This is a genomic window from Pseudomonas sp. LFM046 (genome assembly GCF_000949385.2).
Classification (GTDB): Bacteria; Pseudomonadota; Gammaproteobacteria; order Pseudomonadales; family Pseudomonadaceae; genus Metapseudomonas.
In genome coordinates, this window is the sequence record NZ_JYKO02000001.1 from 3,146,949 (window position 1) to 3,163,186 (window position 16,238).

Consider the following 16,238-nt stretch of genomic DNA (forward strand, 5'->3'; position numbering starts at 1 on the left):
ATCGCTCCGCTCAGAAGTTGATGCCCAGGCTCAGGGCCACGAAATCCCGGTCGCCACGAGTGCCGTAGTCGCCATCGAAGTAGTTGGTGTACGACAGGCTGGCGTAGTAGGTGCTGTTGAGTTCGGCATCCAGGCCGACGCTGACGGCCGTGGAACCCTCGCTGAAGCCGGAACCCTCTGCCGGTCCGTAACCCTCCACGTCGTGGGACCAGGACAGGTTGGGCCTGAGGTCGATGCCGGCGATGGCATTGGCGTAACTCCAGACTGCGCGGGCTCGATAGCCCCAGGAGAACGTCGTGGTAAAGCCCTTGTCATTGCAGTGCTGCGGCGTCTTTGAACTGGCCAGACAGACACTGTTGTCCGCCAGTTCGCCGGGGCCGAAGGTGCTGTTGCGCCCGTAGCGCGGACCGAACCTGCCCTCCAGGCCACCCACATGGGTCGCGCCGACCTCACCGATCAGCACCAGTTGGTCGGCGCCCATGACCTGGCTGAAGGAGTGCGTAGCGGTGACCTGCGCCTGGGTCACCTCCTTGCGCCGATAACCGTTGTTCCGGTGACTGTCGAGCGCCGGCAGTACCCCATTGGCAACCAGCGGCGAGCGCGACGGATCGTTCAGCGCCGCCTGGACCAGGTCGACGCCATTGAACTGCAGCGGCAGGTTCGGCCGATAACTTAGCTCGCCCTGCAACGCCGTGCCGCTGGCGAGGGTGGTGGCGAAGCTCAGGCCGTACAGGCGGATGTCCTCCGGATACTGCACGAAGTACTGCGAGGTGCCGGTGCGCAGTGCGCCCACGATCTGGCGCCCCCCAGCCGAGCCGAGCAGCCTGGCGCAGGAAGCCAGCGGCAGCCCGAGGTTGGCGCACAGTTGCGGGACGAAGTCGTTGTTGGTCAGGAAGGGACTGCTGATCGATCCGGTATAGGGCAGGCGGCTGTGGTAGTTGGCCACGTAGGCCCCGAACTCGGTATCCAGCGCCGGCACGAACCAGCGCATGGACAGGCCCCACTGGCCGCTGTTGCGGGCGTCCTGGTCACCGGCGCGACCGAGCCGGATGCCTTCTTCGTTGAGCTGGACGCCGAAGGGTGTCAGACCGGCCACCGCCAGGGGGTTGCCGGTCAGGTTGGCGCCGACGTCCAGCCCGACGCAGCCGTCAGGTACGTAATCGTTGCCGGAAAAGAAGGTGCCGCAGTTGTCCAGATTGGTCTGTTCCCAGTCCAACTGGTAGAAGGCATCAGCCGAGAGGTTTTCGCTGAGGTTCTGCGACAGGTAGAACATGTTCACCGGCACCAGGCCTTCCTTGACCTCGGAGCCCGGCCGGCGCAGCGCCGCCAGGTTGGCCGGGTTGATCACGTTGAGCCCGCCCTGGATGAAGGTGCTTTCGCCCCAGTTCACCACCTGTTTGCCGAGGCGCGCCGAACCGGGCTGATCGGCGATGGCGTAGTTGTGGTAGAGAAACGCGTCGAGCAACTGTGTGCCTGCGGACTTGATGGCGGTCTTGCGCCCGGCATCCTCGACGTCCTTGAAGCGCTGGCCCTCATCACGCAGGGCGTAGTCGTACCAATAGCTGCCGCGCAGGAACAGGCCACTGTCGCCGTACTTCAGCTCGAGGTCATGCACACCCTTGAAGAGTTTCGAGAACACATCGCCGGCACGGTAGTTGCGGCGCCCGTCGTCACCGTTGGCGCTGCGCATCAGGTCGTGCTCCGGGTCCTCGGTGGAAACACTCGCGCCGATGGTTAGCGAAGAATCCAGCTGACCATCCACTTCACCGAGGCGGAAGTTCAAGGCCGAAGCCGGAGCGCTCATGCAACCGAGCGAAAGAAGCAGTAATGGATATCGTGTTGCCCCGCAAATCTTAATTATCAAAACCCTTATCCTCTTATTATTTTAAAACTAAGCATCCCCTCACTTAACCAGCACATCTTTCAGGCAATAAACCAACAACCTCTCGACAAACCTGAAAGTTCAAGAGAGAAAATTCAAAGAAGGATTTCTTGCACCAACTTGCCAGATCAATTTATCTGGCAGTGGTATGTTCAAAGTTTCGAGGCCATACTAAGAGCCCATTTACGGCCCTACAAATATCGTCTTTCGATAGATGCCATATCACTTCGGCATAGCCTGGAAACCGCACCATGACGCTCAAACAACTCCGCTACCTCATCGCCATTGCAGAAGCCGGAAGTTTCTCGGCCGCAGCGCGGCGGGCCTATATTGCGCAACCGGCCCTGAGCCGGCAGATCGGGCTGCTGGAAAGCGAACTGGAGATGCAACTGCTTGAGCGACTGCACGACGGCGTGACCCTCACCGACGCCGGTCGCCGGCTCTATGAGGTCGCCCGGTCGGTAGTGCAGAAGATCGATTCGGTGAAGGACGAGCTGGAGTCGACCAAGGGCAACCCGAAGGGCCATGTGTCCATCTCCATCCCGGTCACGGCCTCCGCATTGCTGCTGCCGGCCATCATCACCCGGGCGAAAGCGAAATTCCCGGGCATTGAACTGACCGTGCGCGATGGCCTGAGCAAGGAAGGTGGCCAGGCCATCGAGTTGGGCAAGGTGGACTTCGGCATCGTGCCGAACGCCGAGGATCTGGAGCACGTCGCCGTCGAACCGGTGTTCATCGAGGACCTGTACTGGATCGGCCCGGAAGGGACGGCCACAGGTGGCGACACCACCACCCTCGCCGAGGCAGCGGCCAGCCGCCTGGTTCTGGTGCCCCGGACGCTGCATCTGCGCCGCCGCCTCGAACAGGCCGCGCTGGAGGCCGGCGTGGAGTTGAACGTGGTCTACGAGCAGTACTCCACCCACGGCATCGGCAGCATGGTGCGCAACGGGCTGGCCGCGACCATCAGCAACTGGCCAGCGGTCGAAGAACTGCAGAACGCGGTGGCGCGGCGGATCGTCGAGCCACCCATCCGCCGCACCGTTGCCATCGCTCACTCGATCCACAGGCCGCTGTCATTCGCCGCGTCCTGCATGCGCGAACTGGTCCGCGCGATATTGGTGGAGGCGGTGCAATCCGGCCGCTGGCGGGGCGAGCTGATCCAGCAGCGCGCGCCCGTCGACGATCTGTGACTCAGCGGGCGGCGCCGGCCGCGACGGTATACCTGCCCTGCAATTGCTCGCGAGACTTCTGCGGGTTCATTCCGGCCAGCCCGACCACGCCGGCGATCACCAGAATCGCGCCGCAAACCAGGTAGCCTCGGGCATAGCCGCTACCATCCAGACCGCCAGCGGCCTGGACCAGAATGCCGGTGACCACCGGGGCCGACAGTCCGGCCAGGGAGGCGAAGGCATTACCGATAGCCAGAATGCTGCCGCGCTGCGCAGTCGGCGTCACCTCCGCGAGCATCGCCGGACCGACCGAATACATCACCAACGCAAAACCACTGCCCAGGGTCATGCAGACCAGCCGTTCGACCATCGACAACCCCGGAAGGATCAGGGCCGCCGTCAGCAACCCGCTGAGGAGCAGGCAGATCGAGACGAACATCCCGCGGGCTACGCGGGAGGGCAATCCCCGGCGCAGCAGGCGCTCCGACCACCAGGCCATGAACAGGCTCATCGGCGTGGTGACCAGCACGAACAGGCCGAAAAGGCGTCCCGAATTCAACGCATCGATGCCCATACCCACCTCCAGGTAGGACGGCAACCAGGTCAGGGTCAGGGCCAGCGACCAGTTGGCGGCGAAATGGCAGAAATAGTTGCTCAGCACGGTGCCGTCGCCGAGCAGGCGGCGGTAGGGAATCCGCTCGACGCTCATACTGGCGCCAGGCAGCGCTTGCGCGTTGTCCAGCTGGCCTTCCCGCCCCAGGTGGAACCAGGCGACGCACCAGACCAGACCGACTGCGGCCAGCACCGCGAAATTCGCCCGCCAACCGTAGTGCAGGCTGATCAGCGGAATCAGCACCCCGGCCAGCAGCAGGCCCATGGCGCTGCCGGAATGCAGCAGGGCCACCGGCATGCTGCGCTTGTCGTCGGGAAACCACTTGTACAGGGCATGGGTGGCAACCGGCGAAGCCGGGCCCTCCCCGACGCCGAGCAACACTCGGCAGGCGATGATTGCCCATAACGAAGTGGTGAACAGCATCGGCAGCTGAACCACTGCCCAGAACGCGCCCATGCCCAGCAGCAGGATGCGGGCGGGATGGCGGTTGGCAAGGAAGCCACCGGCGACCGCGGCCATGGAGAACAGCCAATGCAGGCTGCCGCCGATCAGGCCGAACTGCGCCGGTGTCAGCGCCAACTCCTTCATCATCGGAACCGCGACCAGGCCGATGACCACCTTGTCGAGGAAGTTGACCAACATCATCACCGCCAACAGGGCGGCGATTGTCCAGGCAGCCCTGGGGTTGTAGGCAGTTTCGCTGCGCATCTGAAATCCCTGCTTGTTGTTATCAGCGACAGGAGCACGAAAACGTGGCCGCCCAGGAATCTGGGCGGCCGAAGGGGCTAGCCCGGCATCAGGAGGCCCTTGGCGATGGTGTTGCGCTGGATCTCGCTGGTACCGGTCAGGACGCGCATCATCCGGGTGGCGCGGAACAGCCATTCCACCGGGTTGCCGCGAATCAGCCCGGCGCCGCCGTGTACCTGCACCGCGCGGTCGACGATACGGAAGGCCGCCTCCGAGGCGAACAGCTTGCACATTGGCGCCTGGACCTTGATATCGCCACCGGCGTCGTTCAGTGCGGCCGTGGCGAACATCATGCTGCGCGCGGCATGCAACTCGGTGGCCATGTCAGCGATCATGTGGTTGACCGCCTGGAACATGGCAATGGGCTTGCCGAACTGGACGCGGGTACGGGCGTAATCGATCGACAGGTTCAGCGCCAGGCCGGCCATGCCGAGCATGGTCGGGCAATGCAGCAGGCGGTTGAGGGTGATACGCCCCATCGCCAGCTTGAACCCCGCCCCCTCCTCGCCGAGCAGGTTCTGGGCCGGGACCCGGACGTTATCCAGCAGGATGTTGCCGTGGCTACCCGCCCCGGACATCACCTGGTAGTCCGACTCGACTCGCACCCCCGATGACTTGAGGTCGACGAAGAAGGCCGAGATGCCTGCTGCCCCACTCCCCGGCCCTGTGACCGCCAGCAGCACGGCGAAGTCCGCGTAGGGGGCACCGGAGATATAGCGCTTGGCGCCATCGAGCACGTAGAAGTCACCGTCGCGCCGCGCGCTGGTCTTGATCGCCGAAGCATCGGAACCGGCCTCCGCTTCAGTGAGGGCGAAGCACACCGCCTTCTCCGCCCGGCACACCGGCTGCAGGAACTTCTCCACCTGGACGCCACTGGCGACGCGGAACAGGTGACCTATGCGCGGCGGGCCGCTCAACTCGCCGAGCACGTGCGGGGCAAGCATCGAGCCGGTGAGAATGGCGGACTCCTTCACCGCGCACAGGTCGACGACGTTCAGCCCCGCGCCACCCAGGTCTTCAGGCAGCATCACGTTGTAGAAACCCAGTTCGCAGGAACGCTTCCAGACGTCCCTGAGGATTTCCCTCGGATGTGCCTCGCCCCATTCGAGGTTTTCCTGCTTCTCCAGCGGGATGATTTCGTCGCGGATGAAGGCGCCGAGACCGGCGATGATGTCTTTGGCTTTTTCGCTTGGTTCGATCATTTCAGTTCAACTCTCCGCGGCTTCAAATCTTGCGATCGCTGTCTTTCCAATAGGCGTTTCGAACCAGGCGGCGCACGACCTTGCCGTTAGGGTTCTTCGGCAGCTCATCGACGAAATCGACGCTGCGGGGCTTCTTGAAGCCGGCCAGGTGCCGGCCGCAATGCTCGATGACCTCGGCCTCGTCGAGAGACTGGCCGGGCTTGATCACCACCACCGCCTTGATCGCCTCGCCCCACTGCTCGTCGGGCACGCCAACCACCGCCGCCTCGAAGACCTGCGGCAGGCTGTAGAGCACTTGTTCAACCTCGGAGGGATACACGTTGAATCCGCCGGAAATGATCATTTCCTTCTTGCGATCAACGATGAAGACGTAACCGTGCTCGTCGACCGTGGCGAGGTCGCCGGTCAGGTAGTAGCCGTCCCGCATGACTTCGGCGGTGAGTTCGGGGGCCTGCCAGTAGCCCTTCATGATGTCCGGACCCTTCACCACGATCTCGCCGATTTCGCCGGGCCCCACATCCTCGAACTGCTCGTTGACCACCCTCAGGTCAGTCTCGAAGTAGCAGCGCCCGCAAGACGCCAGGCGCTGGTAGTTGCCGTCCTCCACCAGATGGTCCTGCTCGGTGAGGATGGTCACCAGCGAGCAGGTCTCGCCCGCGCCATAGCCTTGGGCCAGGATCGGCCCGAACACCTCGATGGCGCGCTTGACCAGCGCCGGCGCCATGGGTGCGGCGCCGTACATCACCAGGCTCAGGCTGCTCAGGTCGTAGCGCTCGACCCCGGGGAGGTTGACGAGCCGGTTGATCATCGCCGGCACCAGGAACAGGCGAGTGACCCGTTCGCGCTGGATGGTTTCCAGCAGGGCCTGGTCGTCGTAGCGCTCGATCAGCAGGTTGCAGGCCCCCGCCACCAGCAGCGGCATGATCTGCATGCCGCTGGCATGGGTGATGGGGCCGACGTGGGCCATGACGTCGCCCGGCCCGGCGCGGCGCGTCGGACTCGCAATGCTCTTGCGGACCAGTGCCTTGCGGTTGCCGAAGGTGAGCATGGCGGCCTTGAGCACACCGGAGCTGCCGGAGGTGTAATGCAGCACGGCCAACTGGTCATCATCGGGGTCGCAATTGACAGGCGTCTCATCGCCCAGCGCCAGCACCTTCCCGTAGGTAATGTCACCACCCTCCTCGGCCAGCGCGATCACCCACTTCAGATGAGGCAACGCCTGGCGGTTCTGCATCAGCGCGGTAGCGAATACCGGGCCGGTAATAACGGCCTCGCTGCGCGAATCGTTCAATACCTGGACAATTTCGTCTGGAGACAGGCGAGCATTGATCGGAACTTTGACCATCGCATTCTTGTAAAACGCAACTTCCGCTTCGACCAACTCCACCCGATTGAACGCCAATATCGCGACATGCGCCCCCTGGGGCAGGCCAAGTTTCAATAAGCCAGACGACAAGCGATTGGTTCTTTTTTCAAGCTCCGCATAAGTCACACGCTGCCTTGAATCAACGACAGCTTCCTGATCAGGCCAATACAGCGCACTTCGGCTTAATAATTTCCCGAGGTTCAATTGTTATTCTCTGATTAAGTAGGACGGTGTTTTAAATCCTACAAGTGCGCTTCGAACGTGCGCTAATACAACAACCTGATGCGTTCCATGCCGGAATTGAATACCCCACAGGAACCCGGACGCTGGGAACGGAAACACCGATGCTGGCCCGCGTGACTGCCTTGTTCGACCGCATGCGGGAAATGCCGAAGATGAAGCGCGCTCCTCCGCTGGCTGAGGTGGAGCGAAGGCACCCACGGTCACTGACGGATGGGGTGACCTGTAGTCATGCAGGAATGGGTCGCGTCTATCGAGCCGATAAATCGAATAAATCGATTATGCGAGTTCTGCGGACACACCATTGATACACACGAATACACGCCAGAAACAAAGCGCTATCTCTTTGTTTTTATTGTATTTAACCAACTATTATTGGCATCGATGGCAACCATCACTCAGGATCACTTCTTCATCGAAATCACATCCGTAACATGGGCCCCGTAGACGAATTTCACCCCCCTCACCGAGGTGCCCGAAAATGAAAAAGCAAATCCTTGCCAGCCTGTTCATCGCCAGCCTGTCCGCCACTGCCTTCGCCCTGCCCCAGGGTGCCGTGGTCGCTGAAGGCGGTGCCGATCGCACCCAGAGCGTCCGTGTAGCTGAAGGTGGTTCCGACCGTACCAAGGGCTTCGATGTCGCTGAAAACGGTTCCGACCGCACCAACGCCTTCCGCGTCGCCGAAGGTGGCTCCGACCGCACCAAGGGCTTCGATGTGGCTGAGAACGGTTCCGACCGTACCAATGCCTTCCGCGTTGCCGAAGGTGGCTCTGATCGCACCAAGGGCTTCGACGTCGCTGAAAACGGTTCCGACCGCACCAATGCTTTCCGTGTCGCCGAAAGTGGCTCTGATCGCACCAAGGGCTTCGGTTCCGACCGCACCAATGCCTTCCGCGTTGCCGAAGGCGGTTCCGACCGCAGCGGTGCCAACCGCATCAGCTGATCCCGGAGCCGTTCAGAGGCAGGCAATCACGATGTATGCAAACCCTCGAAAGGCAGAAGGCGCCACTTGTGGCGCCTTCAGTCTTTTTGGGGGACAGGAAAAGTGGGCGGACTGGGCGCGGCTTTTCCTACAGGCCGTCGGTGCCCTCGATCACGCACCCCGCAAACAAGGTCTTCATCCCCTCCGGATCAATGGACCCACGCCTGCCGATGAAAATCAGCTGCGTATAGGGCTCGCTACCCTCCCACCCCGGTTCCGGCTTGATCTCATTGCGGCTGCCCACCAAGTGGAGAATGCAGCGCTTGCCCGGCGCTTCGGCGATCTGGCACACGCCCTTGGCGCGATAGATATCGGTGGGCAACGCGGACAATGCCCGGCGCAGGCCCTTGAGGGATAACGGACGATCGCTGGAAAAACTCCAGGTATCGAAGATCGCCGCGTGGTCTTCTTCCCGTGCCGTGGTCAGCACCGGAGCCTGCACAGCGGCAGCCGGGCGGAAACTCCAGCCACCCTTGAACCGCCCGACGCCCAGCACCAGTTCCAGCGGCACCTCACCGTACTCGCACTCCAGCAACCGGGCGTTGGGGTAGAGCCAGCGCGCCTTGAGCGCATCAAGCTGCTCACGGCTGACCCGGTCCACCTTGTTCAGGACGATGATGTCGGCCACATCCAGCTGTTCCATGGCCAGCTGCGCCATTTCCCCTTCCAGCGTTTCGAACTGCTCGGCGTCCACTACCGTCAGGATGCTGTCGATGGCCAGCGCCTCACGGAACTGCGGGTAGCGAAGGGTATTGGCGATCTTGCCCGGATTGGACACGCCACTGGCCTCGATCACGATGTACTCGGGGCGGTTCTGGCGGTCGTCCAGCAGGCGCCCCAACTGCTCGATCAGGTCGCTCTCCACGGTGCAGCAGATGCAGCCGTTGGCCAGGCTGACGGTGGTCTGCGTCTGGCTGACGATCAGCTGACTGTCGATGTTGATGGCACCGAAGTCGTTGACCATCACCGCCATGCGCAGGCCGTGATCACTGTTGAGGATGCGGTTCAGCAAGGTGGTCTTGCCGGCGCCGAGGAAGCCGGACACCAGTGTCACCGGAATGGGGACCTGTCTGCTCATGGTCCTGCCTCTTAGAGGATGTCCGGCAGTTCGCCGCGCCAGGTAGCGGCGTAGGTCGTATCGTCGAACTCGCCATGGCGGTCCCAGGTCACTTCGCCTTCCAGCAGGGTCAGCTGCACCTGGGTGTTGTGGATGTTGCCCTTGGGCGCCACCTCGAACAGGTTGCGGTCCAGCACGATGAGGTCGGCGGACTTGCCCACTTCGATGGAACCGGCCTTGTCCTCGATGCCCATGCACCAGGCGCCGTTGAGCGTCATCACGCGGATGGCCTGTTCCAGGCTGATGGGATTGCCGTAGAAGCGGCCCTCCTCCTCGCCGTAGGGGTTCTCGCGGGTGACCATGGCCTCGAAGCCGATCCAGGGGTTGATGCTGGACACTGGCCAGTCGGTGCCCATCACCGCCACGCCGCCGTGTTCCAGTACGCCCTTGAAGTTGTAGGCGCGCTGCATACGGTCCTCGCCGAACACCGCGCGGGCGTAGGCGAAGGAAGACGGGAACCAGCCCACAGGAGAGAACTCGGCGGTAACGTTCAGCTCGGCGAAGCGCGGCAGGTTGCCGTCCAGCAGCGTGGTGCTGTGGGCGCACTGGTGGCGCACGCCGCTGTAGCCATTGCGCCGGCGGGCTTCGGCCACGGCGTCGAGGAACAGGTCGGAGGCGCCGTCGCCGGTGCAATGGGCGATCACGCGGATGCCACGGCGGTCCATGTCCACCACCATGTCGGTGATGTGTTCCGGTGTCAGGTTGAGGTGGCCACGCCAACTGCTGTCTCCCGGCCAGGCGCTGGACAGGTAGGACGAGCGGGACTCATGGGTGCCGTCGAAATGGAATTTCACCGCGTTGGCATTGAGGCGGGCGCTGCGATAGAAATGCCGCTCGCCGGCCAGCAGCTCCCAGCGGCGCTTCACCGGAAAAATGTCGTCCTGCCAACTGATGGCCGCTTCCACCCGCACCGACAACTCGCCCACCTGATCGATGGACTTCAGCGCATTCAGGCGATGCTCGCAGACGTGCACGTACTTGGTGCCCACCACGCCATGGCCGCTCTGGAACCACACGCCTTCGCGATAGGCGCGTTTCAGGGCGTGCTGCGGAGTGGGCGGCATGGCGGCGTGGATCATGGCGTAGGCGCCGTCTACCAGGATGCCGGTGGGCTCGCCAGTCACGCTGTCGCGCTCGATGTAGCCGTGGCGCGGGTCCAGGGTCTCGGCGTCGATCCCGGCCAGCTCCAGGGCTTTGGAGTTGACCATCATGCAGCCCCAGGAGCGGTCGAGGATGGCCACCGGGCGATCCGGCAAAACGCTGTCCAGCCAATCGCGGTCCGGCACCAGGCCGGCCTGCTTGAAGGTGTAGCGGACGAAATACTGGCCGTAGACCCAGCCGTCGCCCGGGTGAGCAGCGGCGTAGTCGAGGATGGCTTGCCTGACCTGCTCGGGCGTCGGGTCCTCCACCCCCACTTCCAGATAGCCCGCGTAGCCAGGGGCCAGCTTGAGGTCCGGGTGGGTGTGCATATCGTAGAGGCCGGGCATGACGAAGCGGCCCTTGAGGTCGAGCACCTGGGTGTGGGCACCGATCAGCCCGTCCATATCGCCAGTGGCGCCGACGGCGATGAAACGCCCGCCACGGATGGCCACGGCCTCGGCCCAGGAGTTGGCGGCATCCACCGTGTAGATGCGGCCGTTGGTGAGCACCAGGTCGGCGGCGCCGGTCGGACCGGGAACATGGCTGGAGCGGTAATCGGTGGAGTGACCCATGGCAGTGACACCTTGTTTGATGGAACGCGGGCTTCCCGCCCGTGTTGGGAAAGTCGTTCGAGGTAAGTGGCTGGCGGCGCGCGCGCCTCACTCGTCGTCGCGTGCGGGAATCCACCACTCTTCGCCACGCACGGTGCGGATGTATTCCGGCCAGCGGTAGCGATGGGGAGCCTGGAAGTCCTTCGGCAACAGCGGCGCCTGCCAGCGGCTGCCACCGATGCCACCGCCGGTGCGTTCGACGAACTCGGCGCGGGCGGCGGCCAGTAGATCGGGACGGGTGAGCAGGTCCACCAGGGTGGCGGCGATGGTCTTGGCGGCCACCTGAATCATCGGGTCGATGGTCTGGCGGATGCCGCCCAAGGCGTTGGCCACCCAATCCGGGTAGGTGAAGCCGGCCGGCGCCGACAACATCGGCCGGGCTACCAGCAGGCGCACGGTAGGGCAATGCCAGGTGTATTCCGGGTAGTCGTCGGAGGTCAGGTGCTTTTGCCAGGCCGGCATCTGCAGGCGCAGCTGACGCTCGCACTCCTGCGGCTCGATCAGTTCCTCGGTGGCCGGCAGGAAGGGTTTCTCCATCGGTTCCAGGCCCAGGTTGACCTGGATTTCCTGGGCGATCTCGATGGCTTCATTGCCCCAGCGCGGCGCGCCGACCATGGCCAGGTTGTCGTAGGTGGCCTGGGCCATCACGTGGTTCGGCAGGCCGCCACGGGACTTGCACACCCAGGTCTTCTTCCACTGGCAGCCGGTGGCGAGGGCGGCCGCAGCGGCGTTGTTGTCCATCACCTGGGCGATGGTCTCGGCCTGCTCGATGGAGTCGCAGCGCAGCAGGTACTGGATCTGCGAAATGTGCGGCGGCAGGTTGTCGGCGGTCGCCTGGCCGGCGGTGAGGATGGCCTCGTTGTAGCTCCACAGGCCGGTGAACGGCAGCGTGGAACGGCGCAGGCTCTCGTTCAGGGTGTAGAAGTGCACCAGCGCGTCATTCGCGCCGGGTGCCCGTGCCGCCAGGTGGTTCTGCGGGATCGGGCTGTATTTGTCCGAGGCGATCCAGTTCTGCGGGTCATCGCAGGTAAAGGTGTAGATGTAGGCGTAGGCGATGCCGCAGTGCGTGTCCCAGGTGGTGGTGTTGTTCAGCGGCAGCATGTAGGTGGGGTGGAAGCTGATGGCCGCGTCGAGGTCGTCGTAGTAACCCTTGGCCGCGTGCACCGGCTTGGAGGCGCGCAGCTTTTCCGCCGGCTCGCCAAAGAACTTCAGGGTGCCCTGGATGCCGTGCTCCAGCATCGCGGCCTTGGCCGCCAGCAGGCCGCCCAGGGCACTGATGCCCAGGGCCGAATGCGGGTCGGTATGACCAGGGGCGAAGCGCGACAGGCCTTCGCGCGGCATCTTGCGGGTAGCGGCCGCCTGGCAGTTGCCCGGCACGGCGTCGTATTCGCCGTAAGTGGCCAGCACTGGGCCTTCGCCATTGTTGAAGGTGGCACAGAAGGCGGTGGGCATGCCGCCGCTGCCCTCTTCCACTTCGAACCCTTCCTTGCGCAGCAGCTCGACGTACCAGGCGCAGGACTTGTACTCGCGGAACGCGGGCTCGGCGTAGTGCCAGATCACCTGGTGCCAGTCCGACAGGGTCTTGTGCTGCTGTTCCACCCAGTTCAGGGCGAATTGCTTGGGCTCGTGCATGAACAGGATTCCTTGATGGCGTGACAAGGCCCGTTCGCGACGGTCGGCCAGCGGCGGGCTGGCCTTAGTATTGTTGAGTAGAGCGATACAACAATCGATTTATTTCGCCACTAATGTTTAGATATTTTCACCATAACCCCTCATCCGGAGCCCTCATGCGTATTCCCTCGATGACCGCCCTGCGTGCACTGGATGCCGTCGCGCGGCTGGGCAGTGTCTCCGCCGCCGCCCAGGAACTGAGCCTTACCCGCAGCGCCATCAGCCACCAGATCAGCAGCCTGGAGGAGAGCCTGGGCTTTGTCCTGACCGAGCGTATCGGCCGCGGCATCGGCCTCACCTACCGAGGCGAGCGTTACGCCCGCGAGGTGCACCGCATCCTCTCCAATCTGGAAGAAGCCGGCCGCCGCCTGGATGACCAGGAAATCTCCGGCCGGCTCTGCGTCAGCTGCAATCCCGGTTTCGCCACCTACTGGCTGTGCCACCACATCGGCAGCTTCCTGCGGGAATACCCGCAGATCCAGTTGCAGCTGATTTCGCCGCGCACGCCGGACGATGTGAGCAGCGCCAACGTCGACCTGTTCATCGCCTACGGCATCGGGGACTGGCCCGATATGACGGTGGACCAGATCGTCGCGCTGCGCTTCTTCCCGGTGTGCAGCCCGCGTCTGATCAACGCCATGGGCGGCCTGAAGAGTCCCCAGGAGCTCCGCGACGTTCCCTTGCTGCACATGAGCGACTACAGCGACTGGCGCGTCTGGCTGGCCGCCGCCGGCGCCTCCGGGCTGGACGTGGGCCGTGGCATTGTCTTTTCCGACGCCCACTGCGCCCAGTCCGCCTGCATCGCCGCCCAGGGCGTGGCCATGGGCGACAACCTGATCAGCGGCGACGCCCTGGCCCGAGGCCTGCTGGTGCGCCCCTTCGAGATCGCCATCGACTCCCACCGTGGCTACTACCTGGTGGCCGACCCGCAGAAGGCCGACCGCCCTGCTGTGCAGGCTTTCAGCAATTGGGTGAAGACCCAGCTGCAGGCCTCGACCCAGATCTGGCAGGAGCATCGTTGAATCGCGTTACGCCATGACGTAAGCGACAGTCCGTAGGATGGATGCTAATCCGGCCCGTAAATGTCCAAAAAAACTAAACATTCATGCTGAAATAAATCGATTGTTGTAGCGCTGGCTTTGACAATAATGGCCAAAAAACGCCCAATCCGGGCTCGTCCGCGAGCCCGGCCCAACCAGGGGAGACACCAGCGTGCCCAGCAGTCAGGCCATCCAGCTCAGTGCCCAGGGGATCAGGAAGCAGTACGGACATTTCACCGCCCTGGACGGCATCGATCTGGACATCCGCCAGGGTGAATTCCTCACCCTGCTCGGCCCCTCCGGCTCGGGCAAGACCACCTTGCTGATGATCCTCGCCGGCTTCCTCGAAGCCACCTCCGGCACGCTGATGGAGAACGGCGTCGACATCAGCCGTCGCCCCGCGGAAAAGCGCAATTTCGGCATGGTGTTCCAGGGCTATGCCCTGTTCCCGCACATGAGCGTGGAAGACAACGTCGCCTACCCGCTGCGCATCCGGGGTATGAAACCGGAGGAACGCCAGCGCCGGGTCAAGCACATCCTCGACGTGGTGGGCCTCGGTGCCCATATGAAGAAGAAGCCGTCGGAGCTCTCTGGCGGCCAGCAGCAGCGTGTCGCCATCGCCCGCGCCCTGGTGTTCGAGCCGGACCTGCTGCTGCTCGACGAGCCCCTCTCGGCGCTGGACAAGAACCTGCGCGAGCAGCTCCAGGCCGAACTGCAGCGCATCCACCGCCAGGTGGGCACCAGCTTCGTCTTCGTCACCCATGACCAGGGCGAGGCCCTGGCGCTGTCGACCCGCATCGCCATCTTCAACCAGGGCCGTCTGGCCCAGGTGGATACGCCGGAAGACATCTACGACCGGCCCAACAGCCGCTTCGTCGCCGAATTCCTCGGCAAGATGAACCTCTTCCCGCTGGCCGACGTGACCCGTAATGGCGCCCATGCCAGCGGCCGCTGCGGCGACAGCCATCTCCATGCCGCCGCACCCCAGGTCCTGGGTGGCCAGCCGCTGTTGCTGGCCGTGCGTCCCGAGCACATGGACCTGCACACCGAACGTCCCGATCTCAGTGGCCACAACGTGGTGCCCGCGCACCTCACCGAGAAGGTCTACCAGGGCGCCAGTACGCACCTCGCGCTCAAGGTCGGCATGGACCTGCCTGCCATCAACCTGGCGGTGCCCGGCAACCACCCGGGCGCCCAGCTGGCCAGCGGCACGCCGGTCTGGCTGAGCTGGCCGGTGCAACGAAGCTTCCTGCTGGAAGCCTGATCCCGCCCCACAGCGTTTCCCTACAACAACAATCGGCCTGCCCCAACGGAGCGGGCCACGCGAGGACTTGCCAATGAGCCAGGAACATCAACGCGACTGCATCGAAATCCTCATCGAGAAAGCCCGTGGCGGCCAGATCAACCGCCGTACCTTCATCCAGGCCATGGGCTTGCTGGCGGCCGCGCCGCTCGCCATGCGCAGTGGCATCAGCTGGGCGTCGGACGGCAAGCCGCTGGTGGTGGTGAACTGGGGTGGCGACGCCCTCGACGCCTTCCGCCGCGCCTGGACCGATAGCTTCAGCCAGAGCACCGGCATCCAGGTGCGCATCGACGGCACCGGTCCCACTGAAGGCGCCATCCGCTCACAACTGGCCAGCGGCAAGCCCAGCTGGGACGTGGTGGACGTTGAAAGCTTCAGCGCCATGACCCTGGGCCGCGACAAGATCCTCCAGCCCCTGGACTACGGCGTCATCCAGCGCGGCCAGGTAGCCTCCGGCCTGTCCCATGACTACGGCATCGCCGGCTACCTGTTCAGCTATGTGATGGCCTGGGACAGCGAGCAGTTCGGTGACCAGGGCCCGGCCACCTGGGCGGATTTCTGGAACGTGGAGAAATTCCCCGGCAAGCGCACCCTCTACAAGTGGATGAACGGCATGCTGGAAGCCGCCTTGCTGGCCGACGGCGTGCCCGCCGACCAGCTCTACCCGCTGGACGTGGCGCGCGCCCTGCGCAAGATCGACGAGATCAAGCCGCACGTCCTGTCCTTCTGGAGCTCGGGCGCGGAAAGCCAGCAGCTGCTGATCGAAGGCGAAGTCTCGGTAGGCGCCATCTGGAGCACCCGCGCCAAGCTGCTCGCCGAAGACAGCGAGGGCCGCGTCCGCTGGGGCTATGACAATGCCTTCCTCAACTCCAGCAGCTGGGCGGTACTCCAGAACAACCCCGGCGGCAGCCAGGAGGCCATGCGCTTCATCCAGCACGCGCTGCAGCCCGAGGGCCAGCTGAAGCTGTTCGAACTGCTGGGTAACGGCCCGTCCAACAGCGCCACCCAGAAGCTGATGACGGCGGAACAGCGCGAGGCCGACTGCGCGTCCGAGGAAAACTTCAAAAAGCAGATCTTCCTCAACACCGAGTGGTACGCCGACCACTACGCCACCACCCTGGAACAGTACCTGACCCACCTTTCCAAGTGAGCCGC

At 63.9% G+C, this 16,238-nt stretch carries 12 protein-coding genes; 5 read left to right on the forward strand and 7 right to left on the reverse strand.

From position 1 onward, the window contains the following. Positions 1-10: 10 nt before the first annotated feature. Entirely contained in the window at positions 11-1,825 is a 1,815-nt protein-coding gene (locus TQ98_RS14440; protein ID WP_347337827.1) for a DUF1302 domain-containing protein, read from the reverse strand. A 308-nt stretch (positions 1,826-2,133) separates the two neighbouring features. Here TQ98_RS14440 and TQ98_RS14445 point away from each other — a divergent pair, with 308 nt between their 5' ends. After that, positions 2,134-3,072, forward strand: coding sequence for a LysR family transcriptional regulator (locus TQ98_RS14445; RefSeq protein ID WP_044874542.1), 939 nt, complete (start codon positions 2,134-2,136; stop codon positions 3,070-3,072). A gap of 1 nt (position 3,073) precedes the next feature. Here TQ98_RS14445 and TQ98_RS14450 read toward each other — a convergent pair whose 3' ends face one another. The 3 genes from TQ98_RS14450 to TQ98_RS14460 all read right to left on the reverse strand — a co-directional run bounded on the left by TQ98_RS14450 (position 3,074) and on the right by TQ98_RS14460 (position 7,183). Then, complete coding sequence (locus TQ98_RS14450; protein WP_044874541.1) at positions 3,074-4,372, reverse strand: MFS transporter; 1,299 nt, start codon at positions 4,370-4,372, stop codon at positions 3,074-3,076. Between the two features lie 77 nt (positions 4,373-4,449). Continuing rightward, positions 4,450-5,613: an acyl-CoA dehydrogenase family protein gene (locus TQ98_RS14455; RefSeq protein ID WP_044874540.1), complete on the reverse strand. Its 1,164-nt coding sequence runs from the start codon at positions 5,611-5,613 to the stop codon at positions 4,450-4,452. A 22-nt stretch (positions 5,614-5,635) separates the two neighbouring features. Further along, positions 5,636-7,183, reverse strand: a complete 1,548-nt coding sequence (locus TQ98_RS14460; RefSeq protein ID WP_044874539.1) for an AMP-binding protein — start codon at positions 7,181-7,183, stop codon at positions 5,636-5,638. Positions 7,184-7,700: 517 nt separating this feature from the next. On the opposite strand from TQ98_RS14460, the gene TQ98_RS14465 reads away from it, so the two are divergent. Next, positions 7,701-8,162 carry a hypothetical protein gene (locus TQ98_RS14465; RefSeq protein WP_103102966.1) on the forward strand — a complete coding sequence of 154 codons (462 nt, stop codon included), beginning with the start codon at positions 7,701-7,703 and terminating at the stop codon, positions 8,160-8,162. A gap of 127 nt (positions 8,163-8,289) precedes the next feature. Here TQ98_RS14465 and TQ98_RS14470 read toward each other — a convergent pair whose 3' ends face one another. The 3 genes from TQ98_RS14470 to TQ98_RS14480 form a co-directional block, all read right to left on the reverse strand. Beyond that, positions 8,290-9,279 carry a GTP-binding protein gene (locus TQ98_RS14470; protein ID WP_044874536.1) on the reverse strand — a complete coding sequence of 330 codons (990 nt, stop codon included), beginning with the start codon at positions 9,277-9,279 and terminating at the stop codon, positions 8,290-8,292. 11 nt (positions 9,280-9,290) lie between these two features. Continuing rightward, positions 9,291-11,030 carry an amidohydrolase gene (locus TQ98_RS14475; protein WP_044874535.1) on the reverse strand — a complete coding sequence of 580 codons (1,740 nt, stop codon included), beginning with the start codon at positions 11,028-11,030 and terminating at the stop codon, positions 9,291-9,293. 87 nt (positions 11,031-11,117) lie between these two features. Then, positions 11,118-12,701, reverse strand: a complete 1,584-nt coding sequence (locus tag TQ98_RS14480; RefSeq protein ID WP_044874534.1) for a peptidase M20 — start codon at positions 12,699-12,701, stop codon at positions 11,118-11,120. Positions 12,702-12,856: 155 nt separating this feature from the next. Here TQ98_RS14480 and TQ98_RS14485 point away from each other — a divergent pair, with 155 nt between their 5' ends. The 3 genes from TQ98_RS14485 (at position 12,857) to TQ98_RS14495 (ending at position 16,233) form a co-directional block, all read left to right on the forward strand. Beyond that, entirely contained in the window at positions 12,857-13,762 is a 906-nt protein-coding gene (locus TQ98_RS14485) for a LysR substrate-binding domain-containing protein (RefSeq protein ID WP_044874533.1), read from the forward strand. A 190-nt stretch (positions 13,763-13,952) separates the two neighbouring features. Continuing rightward, on the forward strand, positions 13,953-15,044 hold the full coding sequence (locus TQ98_RS14490) for an ABC transporter ATP-binding protein (RefSeq protein WP_044874532.1): 1,092 nt from the start codon (positions 13,953-13,955) through the stop codon (positions 15,042-15,044). A 73-nt stretch (positions 15,045-15,117) separates the two neighbouring features. Continuing rightward, a complete protein-coding gene (locus TQ98_RS14495) occupies positions 15,118-16,233 on the forward strand; it encodes an ABC transporter substrate-binding protein (protein ID WP_044874531.1) in 1,116 nt (371 codons plus the stop codon). The last annotated feature ends 5 nt before the right edge of the window (positions 16,234-16,238 follow it).